The organism is Providencia sp. 2024EL-00732, from assembly GCF_044006275.1.
GTDB classification, from domain to species: Bacteria; Pseudomonadota; Gammaproteobacteria; order Enterobacterales; family Enterobacteriaceae; genus Providencia; species Providencia huashanensis.
The window spans coordinates 37737-61516 of the sequence record NZ_JBIPDG010000012.1; the positions used below are offsets into that span (position 1 = coordinate 37737).

Below are 23780 nucleotides of genomic sequence, written 5' to 3' on the forward strand. Positions count from 1 at the left end.
ATACTTAATAAGAGAGAGAATGATGACGGAAGGGGTTAATCACGCATCCTTGCGCTTAACGGCTCCTTTTAATTATTTCATGCTAACCACGGCAACATAGTTTAACTTTCCACGGTTTCGACGAAAATGGCGGAACATCTGCAAAAATTGTGGGCGGTTTTCTTTTTTTAACGCATTTCTAATAATTTTCATCGCCCCTAATAGCCCTTCATCATAGATTAGCCCCTTCGGAGACAATAATGTCATTGGCCCCGTTATCGACGTCACATTTTGAAAGCCTGTTTGTTTGAATAAGTTAACCCACTGAGTTTGTGGCAAAGGTTGCGCTTTAACATGAATAACTTGCTGCATTTGAGCTGCTACTTGCTGGACATCCTGTTCATTTTTCAAAGCAATATCATGGGTTAATAAACGGCCCCCCGGCTTTAATACACGATAGTATTCTTGTAATAGCTTTGTTTTTGCTTTATCACCATACATCGTTAGCATTGCCTCATTAATCACCACATCGAAGCTGTTATCTGCAAATGGTAATTTTGAGGCATCTGCCATTTGAATGGTAATCAAATCAGTTAAACCATGATCCGCAACATTTTTTTTAGCTTGTGCCAAAGCTTGTTTGTCCATATCAATACCAGTGATGTGGCAACGAAATTGTGAAGCAATTTCAATAGCAGTTGTCCCCATATTACAGGCAATTTCAAGGACGTGGCTTTCTGCATGTAAGCCAGACTGACTAAGTAGCCATTCAGTTGCTATTTTCCCGCCGGGCCGCAAGCGTTTTTTCCCTAGGCGAGCTAAAAATTTATGTCCAGCCTCATGAGCTGTAAATGATTTATCCATAATCGCCTCTAAGTTAATGTGTACAATCAGTATTAGGTTCGCGTAGCATTACCAGCAACATTTTTGCAGGCTCAGGTGCATCAACTGCATGGGGAATATTTGCTGGCATTCTGACAATTTCCCCCGGCTTTGCGGTGACAGGGTTCCCTTCTATGGTTAATAATAAACTTCCTTCCACAACCATGACGATGGCATCAAAGGGAGCGCTATGTTCTGAAAGTGCTTGGCCTTTATCAAAAGCAAACAAGGTCATATTGCCCCCAGTATTTTTAGCCAGAACACGACTGGCAATCCCCTGTTCTGTATAATTAATTAATGTGCTGATGGTAAGCGCTTCTGATGGAGTTATTGTGTTATCACTCATTGTTTTATATTCCTCAATTTAATAATTTTATTTATCTTCGAAAATAATCACCTAAATAACGGAATGACCCCATGTGTCTGTCGACCTTGGTCATTAATAGCCGTTATAGCCACCGGTAATTGGTAAAGCTTTGCGAGGTTTTCTTCCGTTAGAATGGTTTGAGAACCGCCAAATAAAAAACTGCCATTGTTAAACAGTAGTAAGGAATGGTCGGCAATATGCAGGGCATGCTGAGGGTAATGGCTGGTAAATAAGATGGTCATTCCTCGGTGCGCGGCTAAATCACGCAATACGCTAAGCACATTGTCTTGATTTGCTAGGTCTAAAGCCGATGTAGGCTCATCAAGAATGAGAATTTCTGGCTCACTAGCTAACGCTCTAGCAATCATCACCATTTGTTTCTCGCCCCCACTAAGGCGGTTAAACGGTTGATCAGCAAAGTGATTCAATTCTAAATAGGTTAAACATTGCTCAACTATCTGATGGTCTTTTTTGCTGGGCGAGGAATACCAAGGTAAGTGGCGAATGCGCCCAAGACTCACCATAGTCCGCACTGAATAATGAAACAATGAACTACTAAGTTGTGGCACATAAGCAACAGGAGCATTTATCCGTACTTTCCCTGTCGCACCTTGTTGTAAACTGAGTAATAACCTCAATAACGTGGTTTTCCCGCGGCCATTTGGCCCCAAAATTGCACCAATACTGCCTTTTGGCTGTTTAAAGCTTAAATCAGTAAATAGTTGGCGTTGACCTATCGTGAAATTGAGCTGTTCAACATCGATCATAAGTCAGCCACCCTTTTATTTAGCGTGTGAATAAGTAAGGCAAAAATAGGGGCTCCAATTAATGCAGTGATCACACTGAGCGGGATCTCCGCATTGGTAATACTTCGAGCGAAGGTATCAACACCAACCATATATACCCCACCAATCACTGCACTCGCCGGAAGTAAGATACGATGATCATGCCCCACCACAATCCGAGCAATATGCGGAACAATTAGGCCTACCCAACCAATCGTTCCAGATACCGCAACGGTTGCACTGGTGATCAAGGCTACACAAAGTAAAACCGCCCAGCGTGTACGGTTAATTTTCATCCCCAAAGCCTGTGCATTTTCCTCACCAAGAGACAACACATTGATGCGAAAACGAAGAGCAAAAATGACCAGAACAGCAACTAGAACTACTGGAAAGATGATGGATAGTTTTAAATAGGACGCGCTAGCAAAGCTGCCCATTAGCCAAAAAACAATTGTTTGTAAGGTATTATTTGGGTCGGCAAAATACGTAATTAATGAGATCAAAGCAGCAAAAAAAGCGTTAATAATCACACCAGCTAAAATCAACATTAATAACTGGCTACCTTGGCGATTCAACCCTAACAAGAAAACCAATACAATCGCCAATACCCCCCCCACAAAAGCAAAGGAAATAGTTATAAATAATGAAGAAAACAGCAAGATAGCTAAGGCACCACCTAACGCCGCACCCGATGACACCCCGATAATTTGCGGGCCAACTAATGGGTTGCGGAAAATACCTTGTAGCGCAGCCCCTGCCACAGCAAGACCTGCTCCTGCGACCCCCGCAATCAAAACCCGAGGTAAACGGACATTTAATACTACATTCTGTTCCGTGCGACTGTATGCTAAACCAGTGTCATTGCCTAAAATGGTGTCATAGAAAATATGAAAAACAGCAGAAAACGAAACAGGATAACGCCCACAACTCAGCGCCAATAAAAAAGTGAGTAATAAACAAATAACTAAGCCACCCCACAGAATTTGCGAATTACGCATCAGGTTTCCCCATCAAAGAAAGGTAGTGCAGGCTTTTTTTGTTCATTCCCATTTGCAAAATACCATCGATTTGTTGCTCTGAAACGTTATAACCGTAAAGTTGCTGATAACGTTGACGAATTTCCTCTCGTATTGGTACTTTTACGGTTTCTGGATGGAAGATCATTGCTAGCCACTGCCAATACAAAGGCGTTTCTTGGTTAGGCGCATCCCAAATGAACCCACCAATCGGTAATTTATAGACTCGTTGGTTTTTCACCGCAGTCACTTCGCTTAGCATCGGATTTTGATACACATCCTCAGGGGATAAACCCTCTTCAAAATTGCCCAATAAAATGATATCTGGGTTCCAAACTAAGATTTGCTCTATATTTAAGGTTCTTGGCCCAGTGAGGTCGCGGTTTAAACTCACACCACCTGCTAAAGCAAAATCTGCATTATTATGTGAAGTTGAGCCAAAGGTTTGAATACTCTGCTTAAAATGAGATAGATATAAAACGCGAGGCTGTTCGGATTCTGGAATTTTGGCGGTGGTTGAGGAAAGCAATGCGATGACGTGTTGGCGCCACTCGATCATCTTTTGCGCTTTTTCATTATGGCCTAACGTTTGCCCCATTAGGCGGACCCATTCTTGGGTATAACTTTCTTGCCCATAATCAAGTGTAGCAACCGTCAACCCTGCATTTCGCATTGGTGAAATAATGTCATCCCCTCGATGCCCCCATTGCCATACTAAATCTGGTTCAACATTCAACAATGCCTCAATATTTGGTGTAAAACTATTCCCCACCACATTAGAGTTCACCTGTAAGACCGGTGAAAACATTTGACCCAGCATGCCCTCTCGTGCGGCGACCTTCGCAAACGGGTGCATCCCCACCAGCTTCTCACTACTTTCGTCCATCCCCACTAGCATCGAAGCGGCAGGGATCGGGATCACCACAATACGTTTTGCAGGGGCAGATAAATGAACTTTATCACCTGACATATCGGTAAAATCAATTGATTGGGAAGTGGCTGGGCTTAGCATCCCCCAAAAAGTTACGAAGACTGTCACTATTCTAAAAGCATTATTTATCATAAGGTTATTCAATTCTCCGCCAATATCTTAATTGATAATGTGTATGATTATCATTTATACTCTGACTATTCTAAGGCGACAAAAGAGGAAGACCTATGACATTTGTCAAAAATATTTTCCCCCATACACAATCTTTAGACTCGCTAAAAATATGTTCTTTATTTCAATCAGTTGAAGATGAAAAATTATCTTTATTGCTGGAAAATTGTGGCTATATACGGTTTAAAAGTAGTGAAATAATTAACCACGAAGGGGAACCATTCAAACATTGCCCTTTGATGATCAGTGGCCAAATAGAGGTATATCGGCACACCTATTTAGGCGAAGAGAAAGTTTTTGGTTTGTTTGATGTCGGGGAAATCGTCGCAATTGCTGCCGTGTTTATGCCTCACAACCGTTACCCTATGAGCTTACGAGCCAAAACTGATGGGGAAGCTTTATTACTAGATAAACGTGATATTCTGCGCCTTTGCCATGCATGCCCACACATCATGGAAAAGTTACTCATGCGTTTTAGCAGTAAGCTTTATGAAAATATCAATCATATTGATTGGCTGACTTCCAGCTCAGCAGAGCAAAGGCTTGCCGCTTATCTTATTGATTTAAAACACAAACAATTAAGCCTAAATATTGTTCTGCCATTATCTCGAGGGCAATTAGCAGCAAAATTAGGAATACGTTATGAAACACTGAGCCGTTTAGTCTCTGGCTGGCGTCAAAAAGGGTTTATTAGTATCGAAAAAGATACGGTGCACATTTATAACGAAAATTACCTGACACAGTTATCTATTTCTGCGCAGCGCCCATTTTAAGGAAAACGCATTAACTTGCGCTAATGCGTTTATTAATTATCAGAAATTAAAGGTCACTCCACCATTCACATTAAAGCCCATTCCGGGGAATAATGTGCTGTCTCTCGCTGTTACCGTTTGGTTAGCAACTGATGTTGTTGCATAGCGTTCATCCGTCAAATTATCCATTGATAAGTAAAGGGACCATTGTTCGGTTGGTTTATAGCTCCCTTTGAGCCCCAATATCGCATAGTGCTTGCGTTTTTGAATATCAAGATTGTTTTGATGATCAACTGCCATATCCGTAGGCGCCCAATGGATATTCGGGCCTACGCTCCAATCGCCTATCTCATACAAAACCTCGGCAGCAATGATATTACGGGGAATACCTGCGATATAATTGCCATTATATTCTCCCCCCATAAAACGAAAATCATTGTAAGTCCAAGAAACCCGGTAATTAAAATCGCCAGGGCCTGCTCCAATGCGCCCAGCCAAGCCGGCTTCTAAACCTTGATGACGTGTTTTAGCTGCATAGTTGAATACCCCCACAACCGTCCCTTCACTGTCATAGGTTGTTATATATTCATCCTTAATTTGGCTACGATATAGCGCAAGGTTCCACTTCAAGGCTTCTGTTATATCGCTCTCACCACCAATCTCATAAGTAACCGCTTTTTGTGGCGAAAGTTTGGTTAGCTTTCCATTACCCGAGTTGATAATCTCCCAGAACGTCGCAGGCTCTTCGCTAGCACTAATATTCGCAAAATAGCGCTGACTTTCCGTTGGACGCCAAACAATACCGGCCTTTGGTGTCCAAAATGTCCAGTTTTGATCAAGTGAAAGATGGCTTTGCCGCTTTTCAACATCACGACGTGCATGTGTCCCTTTCATATCTAAATTCACTGTCACGGCTGGTGTAATATGGATATCGACACCAACACTGCCATAGATATTTTGCGCACGTCCGTCATATTTACCTATTTTTTTCTTATCCGCTGGCGTACCTTTTCGATTTTGCATCAGTTCTGTTTGCAGCGTCATTTGATCCCACGCTAATGCCGTGCGATAGGTAACAGGCTCAGTTTCAATATTATACGTTAGCTGTAAACCTTCACTGTGACTACGGCTAAAACGGTAATATGCAGGCGTAGTGAAGTTATCATGAGTACGAATATGCCATAGACCAGCCCCTATGGCTTGGTTACCTACCTGCCAATCGGAACGGTTAGCAACCCGAAATTGTTCAACATTACGATGCGGATCACGTAGCCATACCATCGGGTAGACCTCGGTAGGGTTATCGTTTAGTACTTCTTCAGAAACAGGCCCAGCAACATCAAAACGTAAGTCCGTCCAATTTAACCACGTTCTATTCTCAAAATTATCAGTAATATAGCCAAAATTACTACGTAATGTTTTTCGTTGAGAGGAGGAATGTTTACGATAACCATCAAAATGGTCATAGGTAAAATTAACACGCCCATCAAATAACCCATTATCAGATACACCACCAAAAGCCGTTTGTAGCGCTTCACGCCCATGAGAGCCGTACTCATAGCGTAAACGACCTTGTTCATTTCTTCCGGTATAAGACAGAACATCTAGTTCCCCCCCAAGGCTATTACTTTGAGGGTTAAGGCTATTTGCTCCTCGACGTACACTGACCATGCGTGCATCCCGCATTTCTAATGTACTAATATGGAAACTACCATCTGCATCAGTTGCTGGTAAGCCGTCTTGTAATAATAAAACACCGCGAGCAAGAGGAGCACTCTGTACCCCAGACCCCCGGATATTTAGTCTTGGCTGATCAATCCCACCGAAAAAATTTTGAATAACTAACCCTGGCTGGTAATCAAGCGCATCCTGTAATGTGGCAAGGCGGGAGTCTTTCTCTATCATCACGAGGTTTGTTCCCCCAGCAACTTTTTCAAGTTTCTCTTTCTCTTGCTGTTCGCTTGGGGTTAAGCGGCTGTGCTGCGTAGAAGAATTGACAATTATTACCTCTGGTTTTGTCGGTTGCTGAGCAGCCACCACTTTAGTAGTCGCTAACGTGCTGATACTGAAGGTTAAAGCAATATAGTACGTTAATTTATGCTGTTTTAATGGATAAGGCATATATTCACCCCATAAATAGTAATGGTTATCATTTTCATTTGTGAGGGTAAAATAATTGAAGGAGGAAGATATCCCTATGACATTTGTCAAAAATAAAAATAAATAAAGCATAATTAATATTGTGAATTTTTTTTCATTAATAACTAGTAAATTATTAATATTGCAACAAGTAAAAAACAAACCTTAAATAGAATACCAATTCAATGAACAACCAATAACTATTAATATAAAGAGATACGATGAGTATAAAAATTTATAAATATATAGACTTTAATTTAAGTGGGATTTTAGTTAATTTTAATAATACAGAAGAAACTAATGTTGAGGTTGGTTTATTTTTAAATAACAATAAAATAGACTCTATAATTACCAAAGAAAATCACCACCTATTTAATATATATAAATCAGGAGATTACCATGCTGAGATTACATATGAAACGCTAAGTGAAAGTAAGCAAAAACTTAATTCAAAAGCGATCACTTTCAATATAAACAGTATTCAAACTCAGGTTAAGGAATATAACAGCCCAGTAAAAACAATTAATCAAAAAGTAGCGGGGGTAAATAATTATAAGTTAGATATCAAAGTACTAAAAGGCAAGTATACTTTACTTGAAACTAAATTGTTAATAGACTTAATACCTATTAATATTGCCCCAGTTAATTCAACTAATAGCCAGCCCATCAGCCAATATGATTATGTAACTTATGACAAGGAAACTGATTTTGAGAGCCTATTACAACTTGCTAATCTAATTGAAACTTTTGAATATGTTGAATATTGTTGTGTTACCCCAAATACGGCGTTATATACACCTCCGCAGTTACCATTTAATCAGAATCCCCCAGAAAATACCGAGCAGGTAGATAATGTTGATGACATAACACCAAATTTTAATCACTTACAAACTTATTTAGATGCCCCAAAAGGCATGAATATTCGCAACGCATGGAATAAACATGTCAATGGTTCAAAAGCGGTAGTTCGACATTTAGATTTTGGCGTATATAAAAACCATGAAGATCTAAAAGATTCAAAAATAACAGTAGTCTATAGCCGCCCTGAAACTGAAGACTGCAACCATGGAACTGCATCAACAGGTTGTATTGTCGCCACCAATAATGCATTCGGTGTGACGGGGATCGCCTATGATTGCCAATACTACTTTTACGATACTGGAGACCTCGATATATTAACTAAACACGTCGCCCCCGGAGACATTGTTAGCCTAGATATACAATTTAAAATTAATGAGAAATTGCTTCCGGCAACAGCCATTCGAAGTTGGTGGGAACGCATTAAAATCATGGTTGATAAAGGAGCAGTTGTAATCCTTGCTGCTGGTAACGGTGGTTTAGACTTAAATTTACCGGGCGTGATGGCTGACTATGGGGATAGCGGCAGCATGTTAGTGGGCGCTTGTAATCATCTTTCGGGGACACGCGCTTATTTCTCAAACTACAACCAAAAAACCTCATTGATAAATTCATGGGGAGACTGGAGTGTCACCACCACGGGGTATAGCTCATTGCAGAAATTACCCGGTAATAATCGTAATTATTCAAAAGATTACTCAGGGACCTCAAGTGCAACACCTTTGTGTTCTGGTGCCCTTGCATTAATCCAAGACTACGCCAAACAAAATGAAATCGTTTTATCTGCGTGGGGAATGCGAGAAATTATCAAAAAGTCGACATATACCGAGGGGGTTGATTATGGGATCGGTTATCGCCCTAATGTAGATGATTTATTAGCAGAAATTGATAAGCTTAGCCAAATCACTGGGGCCAATTAACCCATCATTTTGATAATTGACCTAATGTGATGACACGGCAGCAAACTTTCTCTAATAGCGCTCTGTTATGGCTAAAAATAATCATAGCTAATGGGCGCTCTTGCGATAATGTGATTAAACGCTGCCAAATCTGTTTTTGTAAATTGGCATCTAATTGAGCCGTTATTTCATCTGCGATTAAAATTTTAGTTCGAGGGTCTAAAGCACGTAATAGTGCAATCCGAGCAAGCTCCCCACCAGAAAGCTCGTTTGGCCGCCTGTCTAGCCATTCGGGCTTTATTGAAAATTGTGCCAACCAATCAGCTTCTGGTCGCCATGCATCATATAAACTGGCACCGACAGTACGGTAAGGATTAAAACTTTTTTCAGGGTGTTGAGGAACTAGCTGGATTGGGCAATACCCCTGGTTATTTAATGGCTTGCCTTCAAATAGAATATGCCCTTGGGTTGGCTTTTGCCACTTCGCTAATACCCGCCCTAATGTCGTTTTTCCAAAACCACTTGGCGCTGAAATCCCAAGGCGTTCATGATGGCCAAGTGAAAAGCTAAAGTTATCCCATAATACTTGGTTACCTTGCTCAATACATAAGTTTTTAACATCTAAAACGCTTTCAATTACACTCATTTCATTGCCATAAATTGGTGTTCAGGTAGTGCATTCCATAGTGATTGCAACCACTTGCCCCCACCACCTTGCTTTAATTTTTGGCTACTCAATACTTCTTCCATCTCCCCATTGCGCAATAGTGCAATGCGGTCTGCAAAACGTACTGCCATGGAGAGATCATGAGTGACCCATAAAACACCTCGCCCATCGTGACAAAGCGTTTGTATATTTTCAAGAAGTTGAACAGCATGTTCATCATCCAGCCACGATGAAATTTCATCAGCTAAAATATATTCCGCACAAGATAGCGTGGCGCTGCTCGCTAACACTCGCTTTGCCATTCCGCCTGATAATTGGCTTGGATAATGGCCGACTAACGAGCTTTGTAAGTTATATTTCTGTAGATGGCGAGCCACATCATGCATTTTAATATGCTGCCCACTGAGTATAGCTGCACGCTCTAACTGAGGGCCAATTCTGATCAACGGGTTAAGGGCACTCACCCCCTGAGGTATATAACATAAGGAACTCCCACGATGTTGTGGCTTATTTTTTTCTGTTAGCCGTTTGCCATTAAGATTAATATCGCCACGACAACGCATATTTTCAGGGAGTAACCCTAAAACACTTTGCAATAACAGGCTTTTCCCTTCCCCACTCCCACCAACCAGTGCTACCATTTCACCCGGTTGAATATCTAATGAAATGCCTTTTAATAAAGGTGACCAGCGCTTACGCCCTAACCAACGGAATTGAGCCACATCAATCGTTAAATTGTCTAAACTCAACATGCAACCCCCTTTAACCATAACTGCTGCACGGCTTTAGCGAACTGGTCAAATAACAGTACCAACCCCATTAAAGCAACACCAGGAAATACCACCAACCACCATGCTCCAGTGCTCAAATAACGCAGTGCATCAGAAAGTAAAATGCCAAGAGAAGGCTCGTGGGGGGATAAACCAAACCCTAAAAAGCTCAATGCCGCACTGTGCAACACCGCATGAGGAAACATCAGTAGAGTCCCAACTATCCACTGAGGTAAAATCATAGGTAAATAGTGATAACGCCAGCGGTAAATAGCGCTGTTACCAATACGTTGAGAGAGCATAATGTAGTCTGATTGGCTTACACGCTGCAATTCAGCACGTAAAATTAGCGTCAGTTTTGGCCAATGTGTCAGAGCCACCGCCCAAATCACCCCCATTTTACCGCCACCTAATGTAAAACAAATTAATACCAATAGGAGTAAATGAGGCAAAGCAAGTAAGGCATCAATTATGCCTCGGACAGCGTAATCCATTGTTTTATTTAAAGAGGATAAACCTGCCATCACCACAGCAATTAACCCACTTGAAAAAGCGGCAATCAAACCAATTTGCAAGCTTGTAGCAACACCTTGAAAAGTTCTCTCGAATAAATCACGCCCTAAATTATCCGTTCCAAAGACATGTTGCCAAGAAGGTGCTTGCCGCCTATCGAGTAAGCTCATTTCAACATCATTGATGGAAAACCCAAAAGCGTAAATAGCCAAAATAGACAATAAAAGCAAAGAAATGACCAACTTAAACAAAGCACGATTTGGGTTATATGTCATGAGGTTCTCATCACTCCCTTATTCACCTTTTTTAGCAGTACATCAGCAATCGTATTACTAAAGAAAATCAGTGCTGCACATAACATAACTATCCCCATCAGCAAGGGGATATCCCCCCGTAACCCAGCGTCGATGGTTGCCTGACCAAGCCCTGGATAAGCAAAGACTTTTTCTGCTAATAGTGCTCCGCTAAGTAACTCCCCTACGGAAGCGAACTGTAAACAAATTGCTGGGGTAATCGCATGTTTTAACACATGAAAGCCGATCATTGACCAACCTTTATCACCCTGTGCCTGTGCATAATGAATAAACTCACTATTCAATACTTCAACAACTTTCGCACGCGTATGTAGAGCTATGTTACCAATGCCTAGCATACCCAAAGCAATAACAGGTAAAACTAGGTGATGAAGCTTCTGTGTAAAAGTGGCGGTTTGTTCATCCAACCCTATCGGCCATGCACAACAAATTGGCGCCCATTGTAGTGAAACCGCAAATAAAGAAAGTAATAAAAGACCAACCCAAAAAACAGGTAGTGACGCAAGCAAGTAACATAAGGTTGAAATCAGCTTATCAGGCCAACGGTTTAAATAACGCCCTGCAATAACCCCTAAAGCAAAACCCACAACCCCAGAAAAAAGCCAAGCACAAATTAGAAGGGCAAGGGAAGGCACAAGGCGGTCTGATATCACTTGGACAACAGGGGTATTATAAAGCATGGAATACCCCATATCTCCTTGTAACATTTGCGAAAACCAGCGCCAAAATTGCAGCCATAATGGTTGATCTAGCCCCCAACGAGCTGCAATTAACGCATATTGTTCAGGGGGGACATGCATCAAATCATTGCCAATATAGGCTTTTATTGGGTCAATAGGCGAGTAACTCAGTAGGATAAAAATCCCCGCTGCAGTGACGGTTAACAAACAAATAAACCGCAATAAAAGCCCAAGTGTGGTTCGCATTACTGGCAAGTCCATGCCCATTCATCAACGTTATTTAATACTGACCAAGAACCGTGAATTTCGGGTGCACTCGCGCCTAAATCCACACAATTATTCAGCAAGTAAATATGTTGTAGATTCATTAACCAAGCCCAAGCTGCGTCCCCTTTAACCCCCACGCCTGTCGTGCCATTCCAGTCAACTTTTTGCCAAAGAGGGATAGCGGCTGTTTGGTCAGGTTGACGAAGCGCGTCTTCAATCAGCTCATCAACTGCGCTGTTTTTATAATAACCTGGGTTATAAAACCCAACACCCGCCGCTTTACTGCTGTAATTATGCACCAATTCCATAGGGTCTAAACTCCCCCACCCAAATAAAGTCGGGTTAGCGTGCATATAACGTTCAACAGTTTCCCAGCTACCTGATTTTAAATCCATTTCAATACCGAGTGGTTTCAAACTTGAACGAATAGCCTGCGCTAAATCACGGCGTGTGGTATCGCCACTGGCATACCATAAAGTCAATTTCGCAACCTTACCGTCTTTTTCTCTTAAGCCATCTTTATTTAGTGACCAACCTGCGGCTTCTAGAATCGACTTAGCCTTTGCTAAATCACCGTCTTTAAATGCTGAGTCTGGGTTATTCCAAGGTAAACCCGCAACACCGGTATAAGCCGGCACAGCAAACCCTTCAAGTACAGACTCTGCTAATAATTTACGATCAAGGGCATAGTTTATAGCCCTACGAATTGCGATATCTGACGTAATATCATTACCTATAGGGTTACCTTGGGCATCTTTTTCACCTGCTGGTGGAATTGGGAAGGAAATCCCCCTATTTTCCACACTATAGCGCTCAATCAGTTTCATGTTTTTAACGTTATTCGCATTCGTAGCAACCGCAGCAGGAATACGGACAATGTCTAATTGATTACTTTGTGCAGCAGCAAACGCAGCATCTTCATCAAGGAACACAAATACCATTTTGCCAAAATCATTTTTTGGCCCCGCATAGTATGGGTTTCGTTCAACAATCAACTGCTGACCCGGTTGGAACGCAACCAAGCGATAAGGACCTGCCCCAATTGGGTTATGAGCATAGGTTTTCGCATCATATTTATCGGCACAAACAATCCCTAATGAACCGAGGACGTTAATAAAAGTGCTTTGGGGAGAAGATAAGGTAATTTTGACGGTTAATGGGTCAATTTCTTCTGCTTGAGCAAAATTCCCCATATCCACCTTACCCCCACTTGCCGCCGCATTATTATAGGTAAATACCACATCTTTAGCTGTTAACGGTGAGCCATCAGAAAATTTTAAATCTTTTTTTAGTTTTAGCGTCCATTGTTTACCATCAGCATTATGTTGATAGCTTTCAAGCATATAGCTATGCCATGAAAGGTCTGCTTTTTGTTTTAATAACGGGCTATGCAGTAAGAAGTAGCTACCGTGACTCCACCCCAACATTGGGTCAAAACCTTCTGTGGGTTCAGCACCGATTGCTAAACGTAAGGTTTGCGAGTGAATAGGTTCTGCGGCTTGGACTTGCAGGCTTAGCCCCATAAGGCACATTGCTGCAATGATATTTTTAATCATACATCCCTCTATAGACTGGTTTTATTTTTTATTTCATACAATTAATGAGCTTTATTTCATTAATTATTGCTATTGGTGAGATATTCACTGTGTGTAGTGAGTCATATTAAATTTAAAGCCATTATTTTCTACGTTCTATATCAAGAGAACTTCGAATTTAATGAAAAACTTATTAAAACGGTAACACACCTTGGCTATGCCGAATAAATTCGGTAATGGCTATTCTTCAATTTCTTTATCAAATTCAATAGGATTTGAACTCGACAATAAGGTAGTAATAAAAGCTGGGTCATTAGATTGCCTTGATTGCAAACGAAATTGAGAAGGCGTCATATTATATTTTCTCTTAAATACATCACAAAAATAGGCATTACTACCAAACCCGCAACGATGGCTAATTTGATATACAGAGTAATTCGAAAACGTTAAATAATTAAGAGCCATCCCCATTCGAACATCTAATAATAATTGGCGAAATGACACACCTTCACGGTTTAAATGACGGCGTAAAGTTGAAGGGGTTGTAAATAACGCCTTTGCAACATCATCCAAACTCCATTTCTTCTGGGGTTCTTGGGTGATCAAATGGGTAATTGCTTGGTTTTTCGGTTCATCATAATTGAAACGAAAAATAGTAAGGATATCAACACCCTCTTGATATATCGCCATTAAAATAAAATATAGGCTTTGCTTCATCAACAGCGCTTCTTGAGATTCACTTTGTTTTTTCAATGGTAAGCATTGTTTTAATAAACTAAAGTTATCTCTGACAGTTTCAGGGGGTGAAACATGGTAAATTGGCTGATGGCTCGTCAAAGGTGCACTAGACTTCATCAAGGTGATCAGTAATAAAAAAACGGCTTGTAACTCAAACTCTGTCATCGATAGAGTATGGATTTCAATCGGTTGATTCACAGTGTTACAAACAATATTACAAGAAACTTGGCTGTATTTAGGCATAATTAATGTGATATCCGATGAAATATCAATAGATTGCCCATTGATCACCACATTCCCTTTCGCGCCACACAGCATGGCAATCATCGCGCTTTCAATATAAAACGCTTTTAGCACCATTTGGCTCTCTGAAAGAAAATATTTGTATTCCATAATCTCAATACACTGCAGTCAACATGTGAAAAATATCCCTAGAAAAAGGGGCGATTGAATAAGTCAGAACATAACATTTTTGATGAACAGTAAAACGCCATAAATTGATTGTACACATACCCTACCTGCTTGCGGCTCAGAATATAGTCCTGTTGCTGAAAAATCGCAATATAGATATACGTTCATTTTTTACTGTTATTTTTATGCTTGTTACTTTTTCTAAATAAATTGCTATTTAATTGAAAGGTAATTTTCACTATAAGGTGTAAAATCGCGCGGCAGATGAATCTACGCCGGTTTAAAGGATCACTTTTCTGGCGTTTATTCACACCCTACCCTACTTGCATTAGCTTATATTCTTAATGATCCAAGTTGTAGCTAGATGACAAGCGAACAGGCTTTTCGTCGCATACTTAAGTGTGTGACAAGGGCAAAAGTACCTCGTTAACGACGCTCAGGCTTGCAGTATCACGAGTATATACTTCATATACACCAATCCTTGAGATTAGGGGTATAGCTAAACATGTTCGCGTATTTTTAGTTGGCTGATTTGCAGGAGAAAGTATGTCTGATTTTTCAGGATCAGGCTGGTTAGCTGAAATTTTTTTACGATATGAATTAAAACGTGGAATAACCCGTTTAACGGATAAACAACATATCGGCCCTTTAATGGTACAGCGGCCATTCTATCCCGAGCAAGGGATTGCACACACGTATTTACTTCATCCCCCAGGAGGTGTCGTCGGGGGGGATAAACTACTTATCAATATTGATGTTCAACCCAATGCTCATGCACTACTTACAACACCTGGAGCGACAAAATTTTACCGTAGTGCTGGTGGCGTTGCGCGTCAAGTACAGACGCTAACTGTCGCCAACGATGGTTTTCTTGAATGGTTACCGCAGGAAAATATTTTTTTCCCGAAAGCCCAAGCTCGGCTAGAAACCCATATTCACCTTGGTTTACAGGCAAGGTTTATTGGTTGGGAAATGCAATGCCTAGGGCGACCAGTATTAAATGAGTGGTTTGAAGATGGCGATATCAGAGGGCGACTAAATTTCTATATTGATAACAAACTAACGCTAACTGAATCCTTATGGATCAATGGCCTACAAAACCAATTAGCGATAATGCATGAATATCCAATGCTCGGTTCATTATATATATACCCCGCAACGGATGAATTGAAAGAAGTTATTCATCAAAGTTTAAACCCGCTTTTCGTTTCAAAGAATAAACCTATCGAATATGGCTTAACGGATGTTGATGGCATTTTAGTATTGCGGTTATTAGGTTCTCAAACTGAACCTATGATGGCTTGCTTTGTGCAAATTTGGCAAGCAACAAGGCAGCACTGGCTAGGTTATTGCCCTGAACCACCACGAATTTGGGCAACTTAAACGTTATTTTTAGGAGCAAAAATGGAACTAACACCAAGAGAGAAAGATAAATTATTGCTTTTTACCGCCGGGCTTGTTGCGCAAAAGCGCTTAGATCGTGGATTAAAACTCAACTATCCAGAAGCGGTTGCGTTGATCAGTTGTGAGATTATGGAAGGCGCTCGCGATGGTAAAACCGTCGCACAATTAATGAGTGAAGGCCGTACCATCTTAACCGCCGATCAAGTCATGGAAGGTGTCCCCGAAATGATCAAAGACGTCCAAGTGGAATGCACATTCCCTGACGGCACTAAACTTGTTTCCATTCATGATCCAATTGTATAGGTAGCAATATGATCCCCGGTGAAATTAAAGTTAACTCAGCTTTAGGTGACATCGTACTCAATGCAGGTCGAGAAACCCAAACCGTCCAAGTCGCTAACCATGGTGATCGCCCTATTCAGATTGGCTCTCATTACCATTTTTATGAAGTGAACGACGCCCTTAAATTTGAGCGGGAAGCGACGTTAGGCTTTCGTTTAAATATCCCTGCGGGTATGGCCGTTCGTTTTGAACCAGGCCAAAGCCGTACGGTTGAGTTAGTCGCATTTAGTGGCAAAAGAGAAATTTATGGCTTCCATGGCAAAGTCATGGGCAAGTTAAAGAGTGAGAATTAATAATGAAAACTATCTCACGGCAAGCTTACGCTGATATGTTTGGTCCAACAACAGGTGACCGCTTACGCTTAGCAGATACCGAGTTATTTTTAGAGATCGAAAAAGATTTCACCACTTACGGTGAGGAAGTTAAATTTGGCGGTGGTAAAGTCATCCGTGACGGCATGGGGCAAAGCCAAGTCACGAGTGACCAATGTGTTGATGTCCTAATCACCAACGCCATTATTTTAGACCATTGGGGGATCGTCAAAGCAGATATCGGTATTAAAAATGGCCGTATTGCCGGTATTGGTAAAGCAGGTAACCCTGACGTTCAACCCAACGTAGATATTGTTATTGGCCCGGGAACAGAAGTGGTTGCCGGTGAAGGTAAAATTATTACCGCAGGCGGTGTCGATACCCATATTCACTTCATTTGCCCACAGCAAGCAGAAGAAGGTTTGGTATCTGGAGTTACTACATTTATAGGCGGTGGAACGGGCCCTGTAGCTGGTACCAATGCGACGACAGTAACGCCCGGTATCTGGAACATGTACCGCATGTTAGAAGCAGTAGACGAGTTACCCATCAATGTGGGCCTGTTTGGTAAAGGCTGCGTAAGCAAACCTGAAGCTATCCGCGAACAAATCGAAGCAGGTGCAATTGGCCTTAAAATCCATGAGGACTGGGGCGCAACCCCAATGGCAATTGATAACTGCCTAAATGTCGCAGATGAAATGGATGTGCAAGTCGCTATCCACTCAGATACCTTAAATGAAGGTGGGTTTTATGAGGAAACCGTCAAAGCCATTGCTGGACGAGTGATCCATGTATTCCATACTGAAGGTGCTGGGGGTGGTCATGCCCCTGATGTGATCAAATCTGTGGGTGAGCCCAATATTCTCCCCGCTTCAACCAACCCAACTATGCCGTATACCATCAACACGGTGGACGAACATTTGGATATGTTGATGGTTTGCCATCATCTCGACCCTTCTATTCCTGAAGATGTCGCTTTTGCCGAGTCGCGAATTCGGCGTGAAACCATTGCAGCAGAAGATATTTTGCATGACATGGGAGCAATTTCTGTCATGTCCTCTGATTCGCAAGCAATGGGGCGTGTTGGCGAGGTTATCATTCGCACTTGGCAATGCGCTCATAAAATGAAATTGCAGCGTGGCACCCTAGAAGGGGATACACCGGAAAGTGACAATAACCGAATTAAACGCTATGTTGCTAAATACACAATTAACCCCGCTATCGCCCATGGCATTGCCCATGAAGTCGGGTCGATTGAAAAAGGTAAACTCGCGGATATCGTGTTGTGGGACCCTGCCTTTTTTGCCATTAAACCGGCCTTGATTATGAAGGGTGGCATGGTGGCTTATGCCCCTATGGGGGATATTAATGCGGCTATTCCAACGCCTCAACCTGTCCATTACCGCCCAATGTTTGGCGCATTAGGTAAAGCCAAATACCACACTTCGATGATTTTTATGTCGAAAGCCGGTATCGATGCAGGCGTGCCTGAGAAACTAGGCTTACAAAGTCAAATTGGCCGAGTTGAGGGCTGCCGTAACATCACCAAAGCATCCATGATCCACAATAACTATGTGCCTCATATTGAGCTCGACCCACAAACTTACATTGTCAAAGCTGATGGTATTCCATTGGTTTGTGAGCCAGCCACTGAACTCCCCATGGCACAACGTTACTTTTTATTCTGATCCCTAATTGAAGAGCCAGTGCATGAAAAAATTTATTAAAGTTATAGATAACCATGAGGCACCTGATATGCATTTATCATTGTGTTTAACCATGGATGAGCGCACTAAGAGCCGTTTAAAAGTCACCTTAAGTGATGGACAAGAAGCGGGGTTATTCCTTCCCCGTGGAACAATACTTAAGGAAGGTGATGTATTAGCCACGGAAACTGGGGAATTCGTCACTATCGAAGCCGCAAAAGAGCAAGTTTCGACGGTTTACAGTGATGACCCACTGCTGTTGGCGCGTGTTTGCTATCACTTAGGCAACCGCCACGTTCCTCTGCAAATTGAAGCGGGTTGGTGCCGTTATTTTCACGACCATGTGTTAGATGATATGGCCCGTGGATTAGGTGCAACGGTCAGTGTGGGGCTGGAAAAATACCAACCTGAGCCGGGGGCTTATGGTGGGTCATCCGGTGGGCATCATCATCACCATCAACATGACCACGATGAACATCACCACCATTAATAACACTGGAGAAGTTTATCCATGTTAGCAGATTTGCGCTTATATCAACTTGTCAGTCCCTCTTTACCTGTTGGGTCATTCACTTATTCCCAAGGCTTGGAATGGGCGATTGAAAACGGCTGGGTCACCACGCCGGATACTCTTGCAAGCTGGTTAACAGCACAAATGACCCACGCAATTGCGACATTAGAACTTCCTGTTTTGCGGCAAATTCATACACATTTGCTATGTTCCGATATAGAAAAAGTCACCTATTGGTGTGATTTTATGATCGCCAGCCGTGAAACGAAGGAGCTACGCTTAGAGGAGTGCCAGCGAGGTATTGCTTTCGCCCGCTTGCTACCTCAGCTAGGGATTGAGCTTGATACAACCACACAGACCTGCGTTAAGCAAACACAGTTAATGGCGTTTGCTCTTGCGGCAGTCAGTTGGAATATTGATATTGAAAAGCTGTGCAGTGCCTATGCATGGGGTTGGCTGGAAAACACCGTCATGTCTGGTGTTAAGCTAATCCCTCTTGGGCAAAGTGCTGGACAGAACATCCTATTTACCCTGACAGAACGCATCCCAACCATTGTCGCGCAATCAGCCACTTGGCCTTTAGAAGATATCGGCAGTTTTACTCCTGCCCAAATTATTGCCAGTAGTCGGCATGAAACCCAATACACACGACTTTTTCGTTCATGAGAAATATACAATGCAAGAATATAACCAACCCCTACGAATTGGTGTCGGTGGGCCAGTAGGCTCAGGAAAAACGGCATTACTCGAAGTTTTATGTAAAGCGATGCGCGATACCTACCAAATTGCGGTCGTCACCAATGATATTTATACCCAAGAAGATGCAAAAATACTCACGCGTGCCGAAGCCTTAGACGCTGACCGCATTATCGGCGTAGAAACAGGCGGTTGCCCTCACACTGCCATTCGTGAAGATGCCTCCATGAACCTTGCGGCAGTTGAGGAACTGGCAATGCGCCACAAAAACCTCGATGTCGTATTTGTGGAAAGCGGTGGCGACAATCTAAGTGCAACTTTTAGCCCAGAGCTCGCCGATTTAACGATCTATGTTATTGATGTCGCTGAAGGGGAAAAAATCCCACGTAAGGGCGGCCCGGGTATTACCCATTCTGATTTATTGGTGATCAATAAAATAGACCTCGCTCCGTATGTTGGGGCATCATTAGAGGTTATGGAAGCAGATACCGCAAGAATGCGCCCAATCAAACCTTATGTTTTCACCAACTTGAAGAAAAAAGTAGGCTTAGAGACCATTATCGAGTTTATTATCGATAAAGGTATGCTAAGGCGTTAGTCTGTTAGTTTGCCCTATAGTTTTTTGCCTATAGGGCATCTGATTAACAAATACGTGGTAATGGCTCACTGTGTGGTAAATCTAATAGCCTTGAGGCACCAAAAACCCCGACTAATTTCACTTGTTTTTGCTCTGTGACACAACCAATGGTAGCAGCATTTTCGCCTAATGGATGGCTGCGCAACGCGCCGAGTACTGCGCTTTCTGCGTCAGGTTTAACCACAATCACCAATTTACCTTCATTAGCGAAGTTAAGTGGCTCTAAACCTAATAGTTCACAAACCCCTCTAACAGCAGAAGAAACGGGTAAATCCCCTTCATTCACCGCTATTCCACACCCACTGGCCTGTGAAAATTCATGCAAAATAGCAGTAACCCCGCCACGGGTGGCATCCCGTAATGCACGGACCCCCTCAATATTGCGCAGTGGTTCAATCAATGGCGTTAATACCGCGCAATCACTATTTAGCTCAGCTTCCAAACCAAGCTGTTCTCGTAAGTTTAAGATGGTTGCGCCGTGATCGCCCAAAGTGCCACTCACTATTACCTTGTCACCCGCTTGAATTTGCTGGGCCCCCCAACGGATCTCACTTGGGATCACCCCAATACCAGCAGTGTTAATAAAGACTTTATCGGCAGCTCCACGCTGCACCACTTTAGTATCTCCGGTCACAATCTCAACGCCTGCGGCGGCAGCTGTTGCTGCCATGGATTCAACAATAGTTTGTAATTCAGATAGAAGGAAACCTTCTTCCAATATAAAACCGCAAGAAAGATATTTAGGAATAGCGCCACTCACCGCTACGTCATTAACCGTACCACACACGGCAAGCTTACCAATATTGCCACCAGGGAAAAAAATAGGATCAATCACATAGCTGTCAGTACTAAAAGCTAAACGGTCACCTAAAGCCGTTAACTCCGCCAATGATAACCGCGCTTGGTCCTCCCTTTCATTAAGTGCTTGATTGGCAAATGCCTGCAAAAACAACTGTTCTATCAGTTGCTGCATAGCCTGCCCGCCGCTCCCATGTGCCATCGTCACCACATTGTTAGCATCACGACTCATTTATGCCTCCCGACGATATTGATAATAAGCCGCACAAGCGCCTTCTGAAGAAACCATTAATGCACCAAATGCTGTTTGAGGCGTGCAACGTTTGCCAAATAGAGCACATTCATTCGGTTTACAACGCCCCGTTAAGACATCACCACAACGAGCTTGCGGGTCATCAGCCACTTGATGAGGCTGTATTTGGAAACGTAATTCTGCATCAAAACTTTGATAAGCTTTCGAGAGCTGAACACCTGAACCCGCAATCTCCCCAAGTCCACGCCATTCGCTCGTTGTTTTTAATTCAAAAACATCACCCAATGCTTTTAATGCCAACATATTGCCATGATCAGATACAATACGCTTATATTGGTTTTCTACTTCACAGCGGCCATCTGCAAGTTGGTCAACAAGCATCGCTATGGATTGCAGAATATCAAGTGGTTCAAACCCCGTTACCACCAGCGGTTTATGAAAGTCATCCGTAATAAATTGATAAGGCTGAGAGCCAATCACCATGCTGACATGCCCCGGTGCTAAAAAGCCATCAATACGTACATCAGGTTGTTCTAACAGGCTTTTAAGCGTTGGGATAATAGTAATATGTTGGCAAAATACCGTAAAATTATTGAGCTGACGGCGTTTTGCTTGCTGCAAGGTGATCGCCGTACTCGGCATGGTGGTTTCAAAGCCTAAGCCAAAGAAAACCACTTGGCGTTCAGGCTGCTGTTCAGCTAACGCTAGCGCATCAAGAGGAGAATAAACAATACGTACATCAGCCCCACGTCTTTTGGCATCTAATAATGAGCCTTTTTGACCAGGCACTCGCATGGCATCCCCATAAGTACAAAAAATCACTTCTGGGCGCTCCGCAATTTCAATGCAGCCATCGATACGCCCCATCGGTAATACGCAGACAGGGCAGCCCGGCCCATGCACAAATTCAATTTCATCAGGTAAAAGTTGGTCAATACCAAATTTGAAAATAGCATGGGTATGGCCGCCGCACACTTCCATGAGTTGTAATGGGCGGAACTTCGCTTGTGGAATGTCACTCACTCGTTTACGGATATGGCTTAATAATGCCTGCGCTAACGTTGGGTCTCGAAACTCATCGACGTACTGCATCAGAGTCTCCTACTGTTAACCCACTAAAATCGCTCACTTCATGATCTAATTGGCTCATTGCCGTTAAGGCATCTAACGTCGATTGTGCTTCTTCTTCATTAATGATACTCATGGCAAAGCCGACGTGTACTAATACCCATTGGCCTAATAAATCTGAAGTTTCCCCTTCACAAATTAAACCAATATTAACGTCCCGCTTTACACCACACACATCCACTTGCGCCAATTGGTGAATATCTTCACCCACTGCGACAATTTTTCCCGGAATGCCTAAGCACATAACTGAGTCTCCAGCCACGCTAGCCATGCGTCCATACCATCTCCTTGCGTCGCAGAGACTTGGATCACTTGGATGTTTGGATTCACTTGTTTGGCATTGGCAATACAAGCGTCCACATCAAAATGTAAATAAGGCAGTAAGTCGATTTTATTCAGTAACATAATGTCTGCAGCCGCAAACATATGTGGGTATTTTAAGGGTTTATCTTCCCCTTCCGTTACCGAAAGCACTGCGACTTTATGACGTTCCCCTAAATCAAAACTTGCAGGACATACTAAATTCCCCACATTTTCAATAAATAACAAACTATTATCTTCTAGACCTAAACGTGCGGCCGCATCATGCACCATTTGTGCATCTAAATGGCAACCTTTACCTGTATTCACTTGAATAGCAGGTACTCCCGTTTCACGGATACGCTGCGCATCATTGGTGGTTTGCTGATCCCCCTCGATGACTGCGCAATTTACTTTGCCCCGCATTTTTAATAGGGTTTCAGTTAATAACGTTGTTTTACCCGAACCGGGGCTGGAAACTAAATTTAACGCTAAAATATTTTTTTGGTTAAACCCATCACGGTTATGCTCTGCAAGATGATTGTTTTTATCTAATACATCCATTTCGATTTGCAGCATGCGTTTTTGACTAATCCCCGGTGCATGAGTCCCTGCCTCCCCGTGGCCATAATCCAGATCGTGATGCTCCCCCGCAGGTTTAAAGCTTGATTCTAGAGTTTGATAAACATGTTTGTGCTTATGCTTATGTTTATGTTTTTTTGATTTCGCCTCGACGGGAGCCGGTTCATATTGGTGATAGTGATTATGCACATCACCTTGATGATAATAATGATGATGGATAATAACCGTTTGCCCTTGGTTATCGTCTTGGTGCGAAAGCCCATGATCATGATGATCGTGTCCATGATGGTGATCATTGTCGTGATGATGATCATGAGGGTGGTCATGGTGATGATTATGGTCGTGATGAGGGTCATCGCCCTCGATCTTGCGCTCCCCTGAAGCACACCCACAAGTACTACACATAAGTTTCACTCCCAACAATGAGATTGTTAAATT

At 42.5% G+C, this 23780-nt stretch carries 25 protein-coding genes; 9 read left to right on the forward strand and 16 right to left on the reverse strand.

The window, feature by feature from the left end; translation table 11 throughout:
* Positions 1-72: 72 nt before the first annotated feature.
* The 5 genes from ACHB7C_RS16750 to ACHB7C_RS16770 are packed head-to-tail and all read right to left on the reverse strand — an operon-like array spanning position 73 to position 4092.
* On the reverse strand, positions 73-843 hold the full coding sequence (locus ACHB7C_RS16750) for a class I SAM-dependent methyltransferase (RefSeq protein WP_166685107.1): 771 nt from the start codon (positions 841-843) through the stop codon (positions 73-75).
* A 13-nt stretch (positions 844-856) separates the two neighbouring features.
* A complete protein-coding gene (locus tag ACHB7C_RS16755; RefSeq protein ID WP_198860905.1) occupies positions 857-1207 on the reverse strand; it encodes a cupin domain-containing protein in 351 nt (116 codons plus the stop codon).
* Positions 1208-1254: 47 nt separating this feature from the next.
* Entirely contained in the window at positions 1255-1995 is a 741-nt protein-coding gene (locus ACHB7C_RS16760) for an ABC transporter ATP-binding protein (protein ID WP_042846084.1), read from the reverse strand.
* On the reverse strand, positions 1992-3011 hold the full coding sequence (locus ACHB7C_RS16765; RefSeq protein WP_105880882.1) for an iron ABC transporter permease: 1020 nt from the start codon (positions 3009-3011) through the stop codon (positions 1992-1994). The genes ACHB7C_RS16760 and ACHB7C_RS16765 overlap by 4 nt, the downstream gene beginning before the upstream one ends.
* Entirely contained in the window at positions 3004-4092 is a 1089-nt protein-coding gene (locus ACHB7C_RS16770; protein ID WP_129466408.1) for an ABC transporter substrate-binding protein, read from the reverse strand. Before ACHB7C_RS16770 ends, ACHB7C_RS16765 begins: the two co-directional genes overlap by 8 nt.
* 95 nt (positions 4093-4187) lie before the next feature.
* On the opposite strand from ACHB7C_RS16770, the gene ACHB7C_RS16775 reads away from it, so the two are divergent.
* Positions 4188-4904, forward strand: a complete 717-nt coding sequence (locus ACHB7C_RS16775) for a Crp/Fnr family transcriptional regulator (protein WP_210855487.1) — start codon at positions 4188-4190, stop codon at positions 4902-4904.
* Positions 4905-4943: 39 nt separating this feature from the next.
* On the opposite strand, the gene ACHB7C_RS16780 is transcribed toward ACHB7C_RS16775, so the two are convergent.
* Positions 4944-7004 (reverse strand): TonB-dependent receptor family protein, encoded by a 2061-nt coding sequence (locus ACHB7C_RS16780; protein WP_395347973.1) that lies wholly within the window; start codon positions 7002-7004, stop codon positions 4944-4946.
* Between the two features lie 239 nt (positions 7005-7243).
* On the opposite strand from ACHB7C_RS16780, the gene ACHB7C_RS16785 reads away from it, so the two are divergent.
* Positions 7244-8800, forward strand: coding sequence for a S8 family serine peptidase (locus ACHB7C_RS16785; RefSeq protein WP_395347975.1), 1557 nt, complete (start codon positions 7244-7246; stop codon positions 8798-8800).
* Positions 8801-8804: 4 nt separating this feature from the next.
* On the opposite strand, the gene ACHB7C_RS16790 is transcribed toward ACHB7C_RS16785, so the two are convergent.
* The 6 genes from ACHB7C_RS16790 to ACHB7C_RS16815 all read right to left on the reverse strand — a co-directional run bounded on the left by ACHB7C_RS16790 (position 8805) and on the right by ACHB7C_RS16815 (position 14656).
* A complete protein-coding gene (locus ACHB7C_RS16790; protein WP_048606227.1) occupies positions 8805-9425 on the reverse strand; it encodes an ATP-binding cassette domain-containing protein in 621 nt (206 codons plus the stop codon).
* Entirely contained in the window at positions 9422-10198 is a 777-nt protein-coding gene (locus ACHB7C_RS16795; protein ID WP_042846095.1) for an ATP-binding cassette domain-containing protein, read from the reverse strand. Before ACHB7C_RS16795 ends, ACHB7C_RS16790 begins: the two co-directional genes overlap by 4 nt.
* Complete coding sequence (locus ACHB7C_RS16800) at positions 10192-11004, reverse strand: ABC transporter permease (RefSeq protein ID WP_042846098.1); 813 nt, start codon at positions 11002-11004, stop codon at positions 10192-10194. Before ACHB7C_RS16800 ends, ACHB7C_RS16795 begins: the two co-directional genes overlap by 7 nt.
* Entirely contained in the window at positions 11001-11984 is a 984-nt protein-coding gene (locus tag ACHB7C_RS16805) for an ABC transporter permease (protein WP_370661213.1), read from the reverse strand. The genes ACHB7C_RS16800 and ACHB7C_RS16805 overlap by 4 nt, the downstream gene beginning before the upstream one ends.
* Positions 11969-13546 carry an ABC transporter substrate-binding protein gene (locus ACHB7C_RS16810; RefSeq protein WP_395347979.1) on the reverse strand — a complete coding sequence of 526 codons (1578 nt, stop codon included), beginning with the start codon at positions 13544-13546 and terminating at the stop codon, positions 11969-11971. Before ACHB7C_RS16810 ends, ACHB7C_RS16805 begins: the two co-directional genes overlap by 16 nt.
* A 219-nt stretch (positions 13547-13765) precedes the next feature.
* Positions 13766-14656 carry an AraC family transcriptional regulator gene (locus tag ACHB7C_RS16815; RefSeq protein ID WP_042846103.1) on the reverse strand — a complete coding sequence of 297 codons (891 nt, stop codon included), beginning with the start codon at positions 14654-14656 and terminating at the stop codon, positions 13766-13768.
* Between the two features lie 564 nt (positions 14657-15220).
* On the opposite strand from ACHB7C_RS16815, the gene ACHB7C_RS16820 reads away from it, so the two are divergent.
* The 7 genes from ACHB7C_RS16820 to ureG are packed head-to-tail and all read left to right on the forward strand — an operon-like array spanning position 15221 to position 20242.
* The gene (locus ACHB7C_RS16820) at positions 15221-16057 is read left to right on the forward strand and encodes an urease accessory protein UreD (protein WP_042846104.1); all 837 of its coding nucleotides are present in this window, start codon (positions 15221-15223) and stop codon (positions 16055-16057) included.
* 21 nt (positions 16058-16078) lie between these two features.
* Complete coding sequence (locus ACHB7C_RS16825; RefSeq protein ID WP_042846107.1) at positions 16079-16381, forward strand: urease subunit gamma; 303 nt, start codon at positions 16079-16081, stop codon at positions 16379-16381.
* Between the two features lie 8 nt (positions 16382-16389).
* Complete coding sequence (locus ACHB7C_RS16830) at positions 16390-16713, forward strand: urease subunit beta (RefSeq protein ID WP_042846109.1); 324 nt, start codon at positions 16390-16392, stop codon at positions 16711-16713.
* Positions 16714-16715: 2 nt separating this feature from the next.
* Positions 16716-18419, forward strand: coding sequence for an urease subunit alpha (gene ureC / locus ACHB7C_RS16835; RefSeq protein WP_048606220.1), 1704 nt, complete (start codon positions 16716-16718; stop codon positions 18417-18419).
* Positions 18420-18441: 22 nt separating this feature from the next.
* Entirely contained in the window at positions 18442-18927 is a 486-nt protein-coding gene (gene ureE, locus ACHB7C_RS16840) for an urease accessory protein UreE (protein WP_042846112.1), read from the forward strand.
* Between the two features lie 21 nt (positions 18928-18948).
* Entirely contained in the window at positions 18949-19614 is a 666-nt protein-coding gene (locus tag ACHB7C_RS16845) for an urease accessory protein UreF (RefSeq protein WP_395347982.1), read from the forward strand.
* A 10-nt stretch (positions 19615-19624) separates the two neighbouring features.
* Positions 19625-20242: an urease accessory protein UreG gene (gene ureG / locus ACHB7C_RS16850; RefSeq protein ID WP_042846115.1), complete on the forward strand. Its 618-nt coding sequence runs from the start codon at positions 19625-19627 to the stop codon at positions 20240-20242.
* 43 nt (positions 20243-20285) lie between these two features.
* Here ureG and hypE read toward each other — a convergent pair whose 3' ends face one another.
* From hypE to hypB, 4 genes are read right to left on the reverse strand one after another with little or no spacing between them, the layout of a single operon-like run.
* Positions 20286-21311, reverse strand: coding sequence for a hydrogenase expression/formation protein HypE (hypE, locus tag ACHB7C_RS16855; RefSeq protein ID WP_072065734.1), 1026 nt, complete (start codon positions 21309-21311; stop codon positions 20286-20288).
* Complete coding sequence (gene hypD, locus ACHB7C_RS16860; protein WP_071548597.1) at positions 21312-22424, reverse strand: hydrogenase formation protein HypD; 1113 nt, start codon at positions 22422-22424, stop codon at positions 21312-21314.
* Positions 22408-22704, reverse strand: a complete 297-nt coding sequence (gene hybG / locus ACHB7C_RS16865; RefSeq protein WP_042846117.1) for a hydrogenase maturation factor HybG — start codon at positions 22702-22704, stop codon at positions 22408-22410. Before hybG ends, hypD begins: the two co-directional genes overlap by 17 nt.
* Positions 22695-23747, reverse strand: a complete 1053-nt coding sequence (gene hypB / locus ACHB7C_RS16870; RefSeq protein ID WP_042846118.1) for a hydrogenase nickel incorporation protein HypB — start codon at positions 23745-23747, stop codon at positions 22695-22697. Before hypB ends, hybG begins: the two co-directional genes overlap by 10 nt.
* Positions 23748-23780: the final 33 nt, after the last annotated feature.

What these genes read in the sequence shown, in the direction of transcription:
- ACHB7C_RS16750 (WP_166685107.1), bottom strand. Translation starts at nt 843, where the DNA reads ATGGATAAATCATTTACAGCTCATGAGGCTGGACATAAATTTTTAGCT.
- ACHB7C_RS16755 (WP_198860905.1), bottom strand. Translation starts at nt 1,207, where the DNA reads ATGAGTGATAACACAATAACTCCATCAGAAGCGCTTACCATCAGCACA.
- ACHB7C_RS16760 (WP_042846084.1), bottom strand. Translation starts at nt 1,995, where the DNA reads ATGATCGATGTTGAACAGCTCAATTTCACGATAGGTCAACGCCAACTA.
- ACHB7C_RS16765 (WP_105880882.1), bottom strand. Translation starts at nt 3,011, where the DNA reads ATGCGTAATTCGCAAATTCTGTGGGGTGGCTTAGTTATTTGTTTATTA.
- ACHB7C_RS16770 (WP_129466408.1), bottom strand. Translation starts at nt 4,092, where the DNA reads ATGATAAATAATGCTTTTAGAATAGTGACAGTCTTCGTAACTTTTTGG.
- ACHB7C_RS16775 (WP_210855487.1), top strand. Translation starts at nt 4,188, where the DNA reads ATGACATTTGTCAAAAATATTTTCCCCCATACACAATCTTTAGACTCG.
- ACHB7C_RS16780 (WP_395347973.1), bottom strand. Translation starts at nt 7,004, where the DNA reads ATGCCTTATCCATTAAAACAGCATAAATTAACGTACTATATTGCTTTA.
- ACHB7C_RS16785 (WP_395347975.1), top strand. Translation starts at nt 7,244, where the DNA reads ATGAGTATAAAAATTTATAAATATATAGACTTTAATTTAAGTGGGATT.
- ACHB7C_RS16790 (WP_048606227.1), bottom strand. Translation starts at nt 9,425, where the DNA reads ATGAGTGTAATTGAAAGCGTTTTAGATGTTAAAAACTTATGTATTGAG.
- ACHB7C_RS16795 (WP_042846095.1), bottom strand. Translation starts at nt 10,198, where the DNA reads ATGTTGAGTTTAGACAATTTAACGATTGATGTGGCTCAATTCCGTTGG.
- ACHB7C_RS16800 (WP_042846098.1), bottom strand. Translation starts at nt 11,004, where the DNA reads ATGACATATAACCCAAATCGTGCTTTGTTTAAGTTGGTCATTTCTTTG.
- ACHB7C_RS16805 (WP_370661213.1), bottom strand. Translation starts at nt 11,984, where the DNA reads ATGGACTTGCCAGTAATGCGAACCACACTTGGGCTTTTATTGCGGTTT.
- ACHB7C_RS16810 (WP_395347979.1), bottom strand. Translation starts at nt 13,546, where the DNA reads ATGATTAAAAATATCATTGCAGCAATGTGCCTTATGGGGCTAAGCCTG.
- ACHB7C_RS16815 (WP_042846103.1), bottom strand. Translation starts at nt 14,656, where the DNA reads ATGGAATACAAATATTTTCTTTCAGAGAGCCAAATGGTGCTAAAAGCG.
- ACHB7C_RS16820 (WP_042846104.1), top strand. Translation starts at nt 15,221, where the DNA reads ATGTCTGATTTTTCAGGATCAGGCTGGTTAGCTGAAATTTTTTTACGA.
- ACHB7C_RS16825 (WP_042846107.1), top strand. Translation starts at nt 16,079, where the DNA reads ATGGAACTAACACCAAGAGAGAAAGATAAATTATTGCTTTTTACCGCC.
- ACHB7C_RS16830 (WP_042846109.1), top strand. Translation starts at nt 16,390, where the DNA reads ATGATCCCCGGTGAAATTAAAGTTAACTCAGCTTTAGGTGACATCGTA.
- ureC (WP_048606220.1), top strand. Translation starts at nt 16,716, where the DNA reads ATGAAAACTATCTCACGGCAAGCTTACGCTGATATGTTTGGTCCAACA.
- ureE (WP_042846112.1), top strand. Translation starts at nt 18,442, where the DNA reads ATGAAAAAATTTATTAAAGTTATAGATAACCATGAGGCACCTGATATG.
- ACHB7C_RS16845 (WP_395347982.1), top strand. Translation starts at nt 18,949, where the DNA reads ATGTTAGCAGATTTGCGCTTATATCAACTTGTCAGTCCCTCTTTACCT.
- ureG (WP_042846115.1), top strand. Translation starts at nt 19,625, where the DNA reads ATGCAAGAATATAACCAACCCCTACGAATTGGTGTCGGTGGGCCAGTA.
- hypE (WP_072065734.1), bottom strand. Translation starts at nt 21,311, where the DNA reads ATGAGTCGTGATGCTAACAATGTGGTGACGATGGCACATGGGAGCGGC.
- hypD (WP_071548597.1), bottom strand. Translation starts at nt 22,424, where the DNA reads ATGCAGTACGTCGATGAGTTTCGAGACCCAACGTTAGCGCAGGCATTA.
- hybG (WP_042846117.1), bottom strand. Translation starts at nt 22,704, where the DNA reads ATGTGCTTAGGCATTCCGGGAAAAATTGTCGCAGTGGGTGAAGATATT.
- hypB (WP_042846118.1), bottom strand. Translation starts at nt 23,747, where the DNA reads ATGTGTAGTACTTGTGGGTGTGCTTCAGGGGAGCGCAAGATCGAGGGC.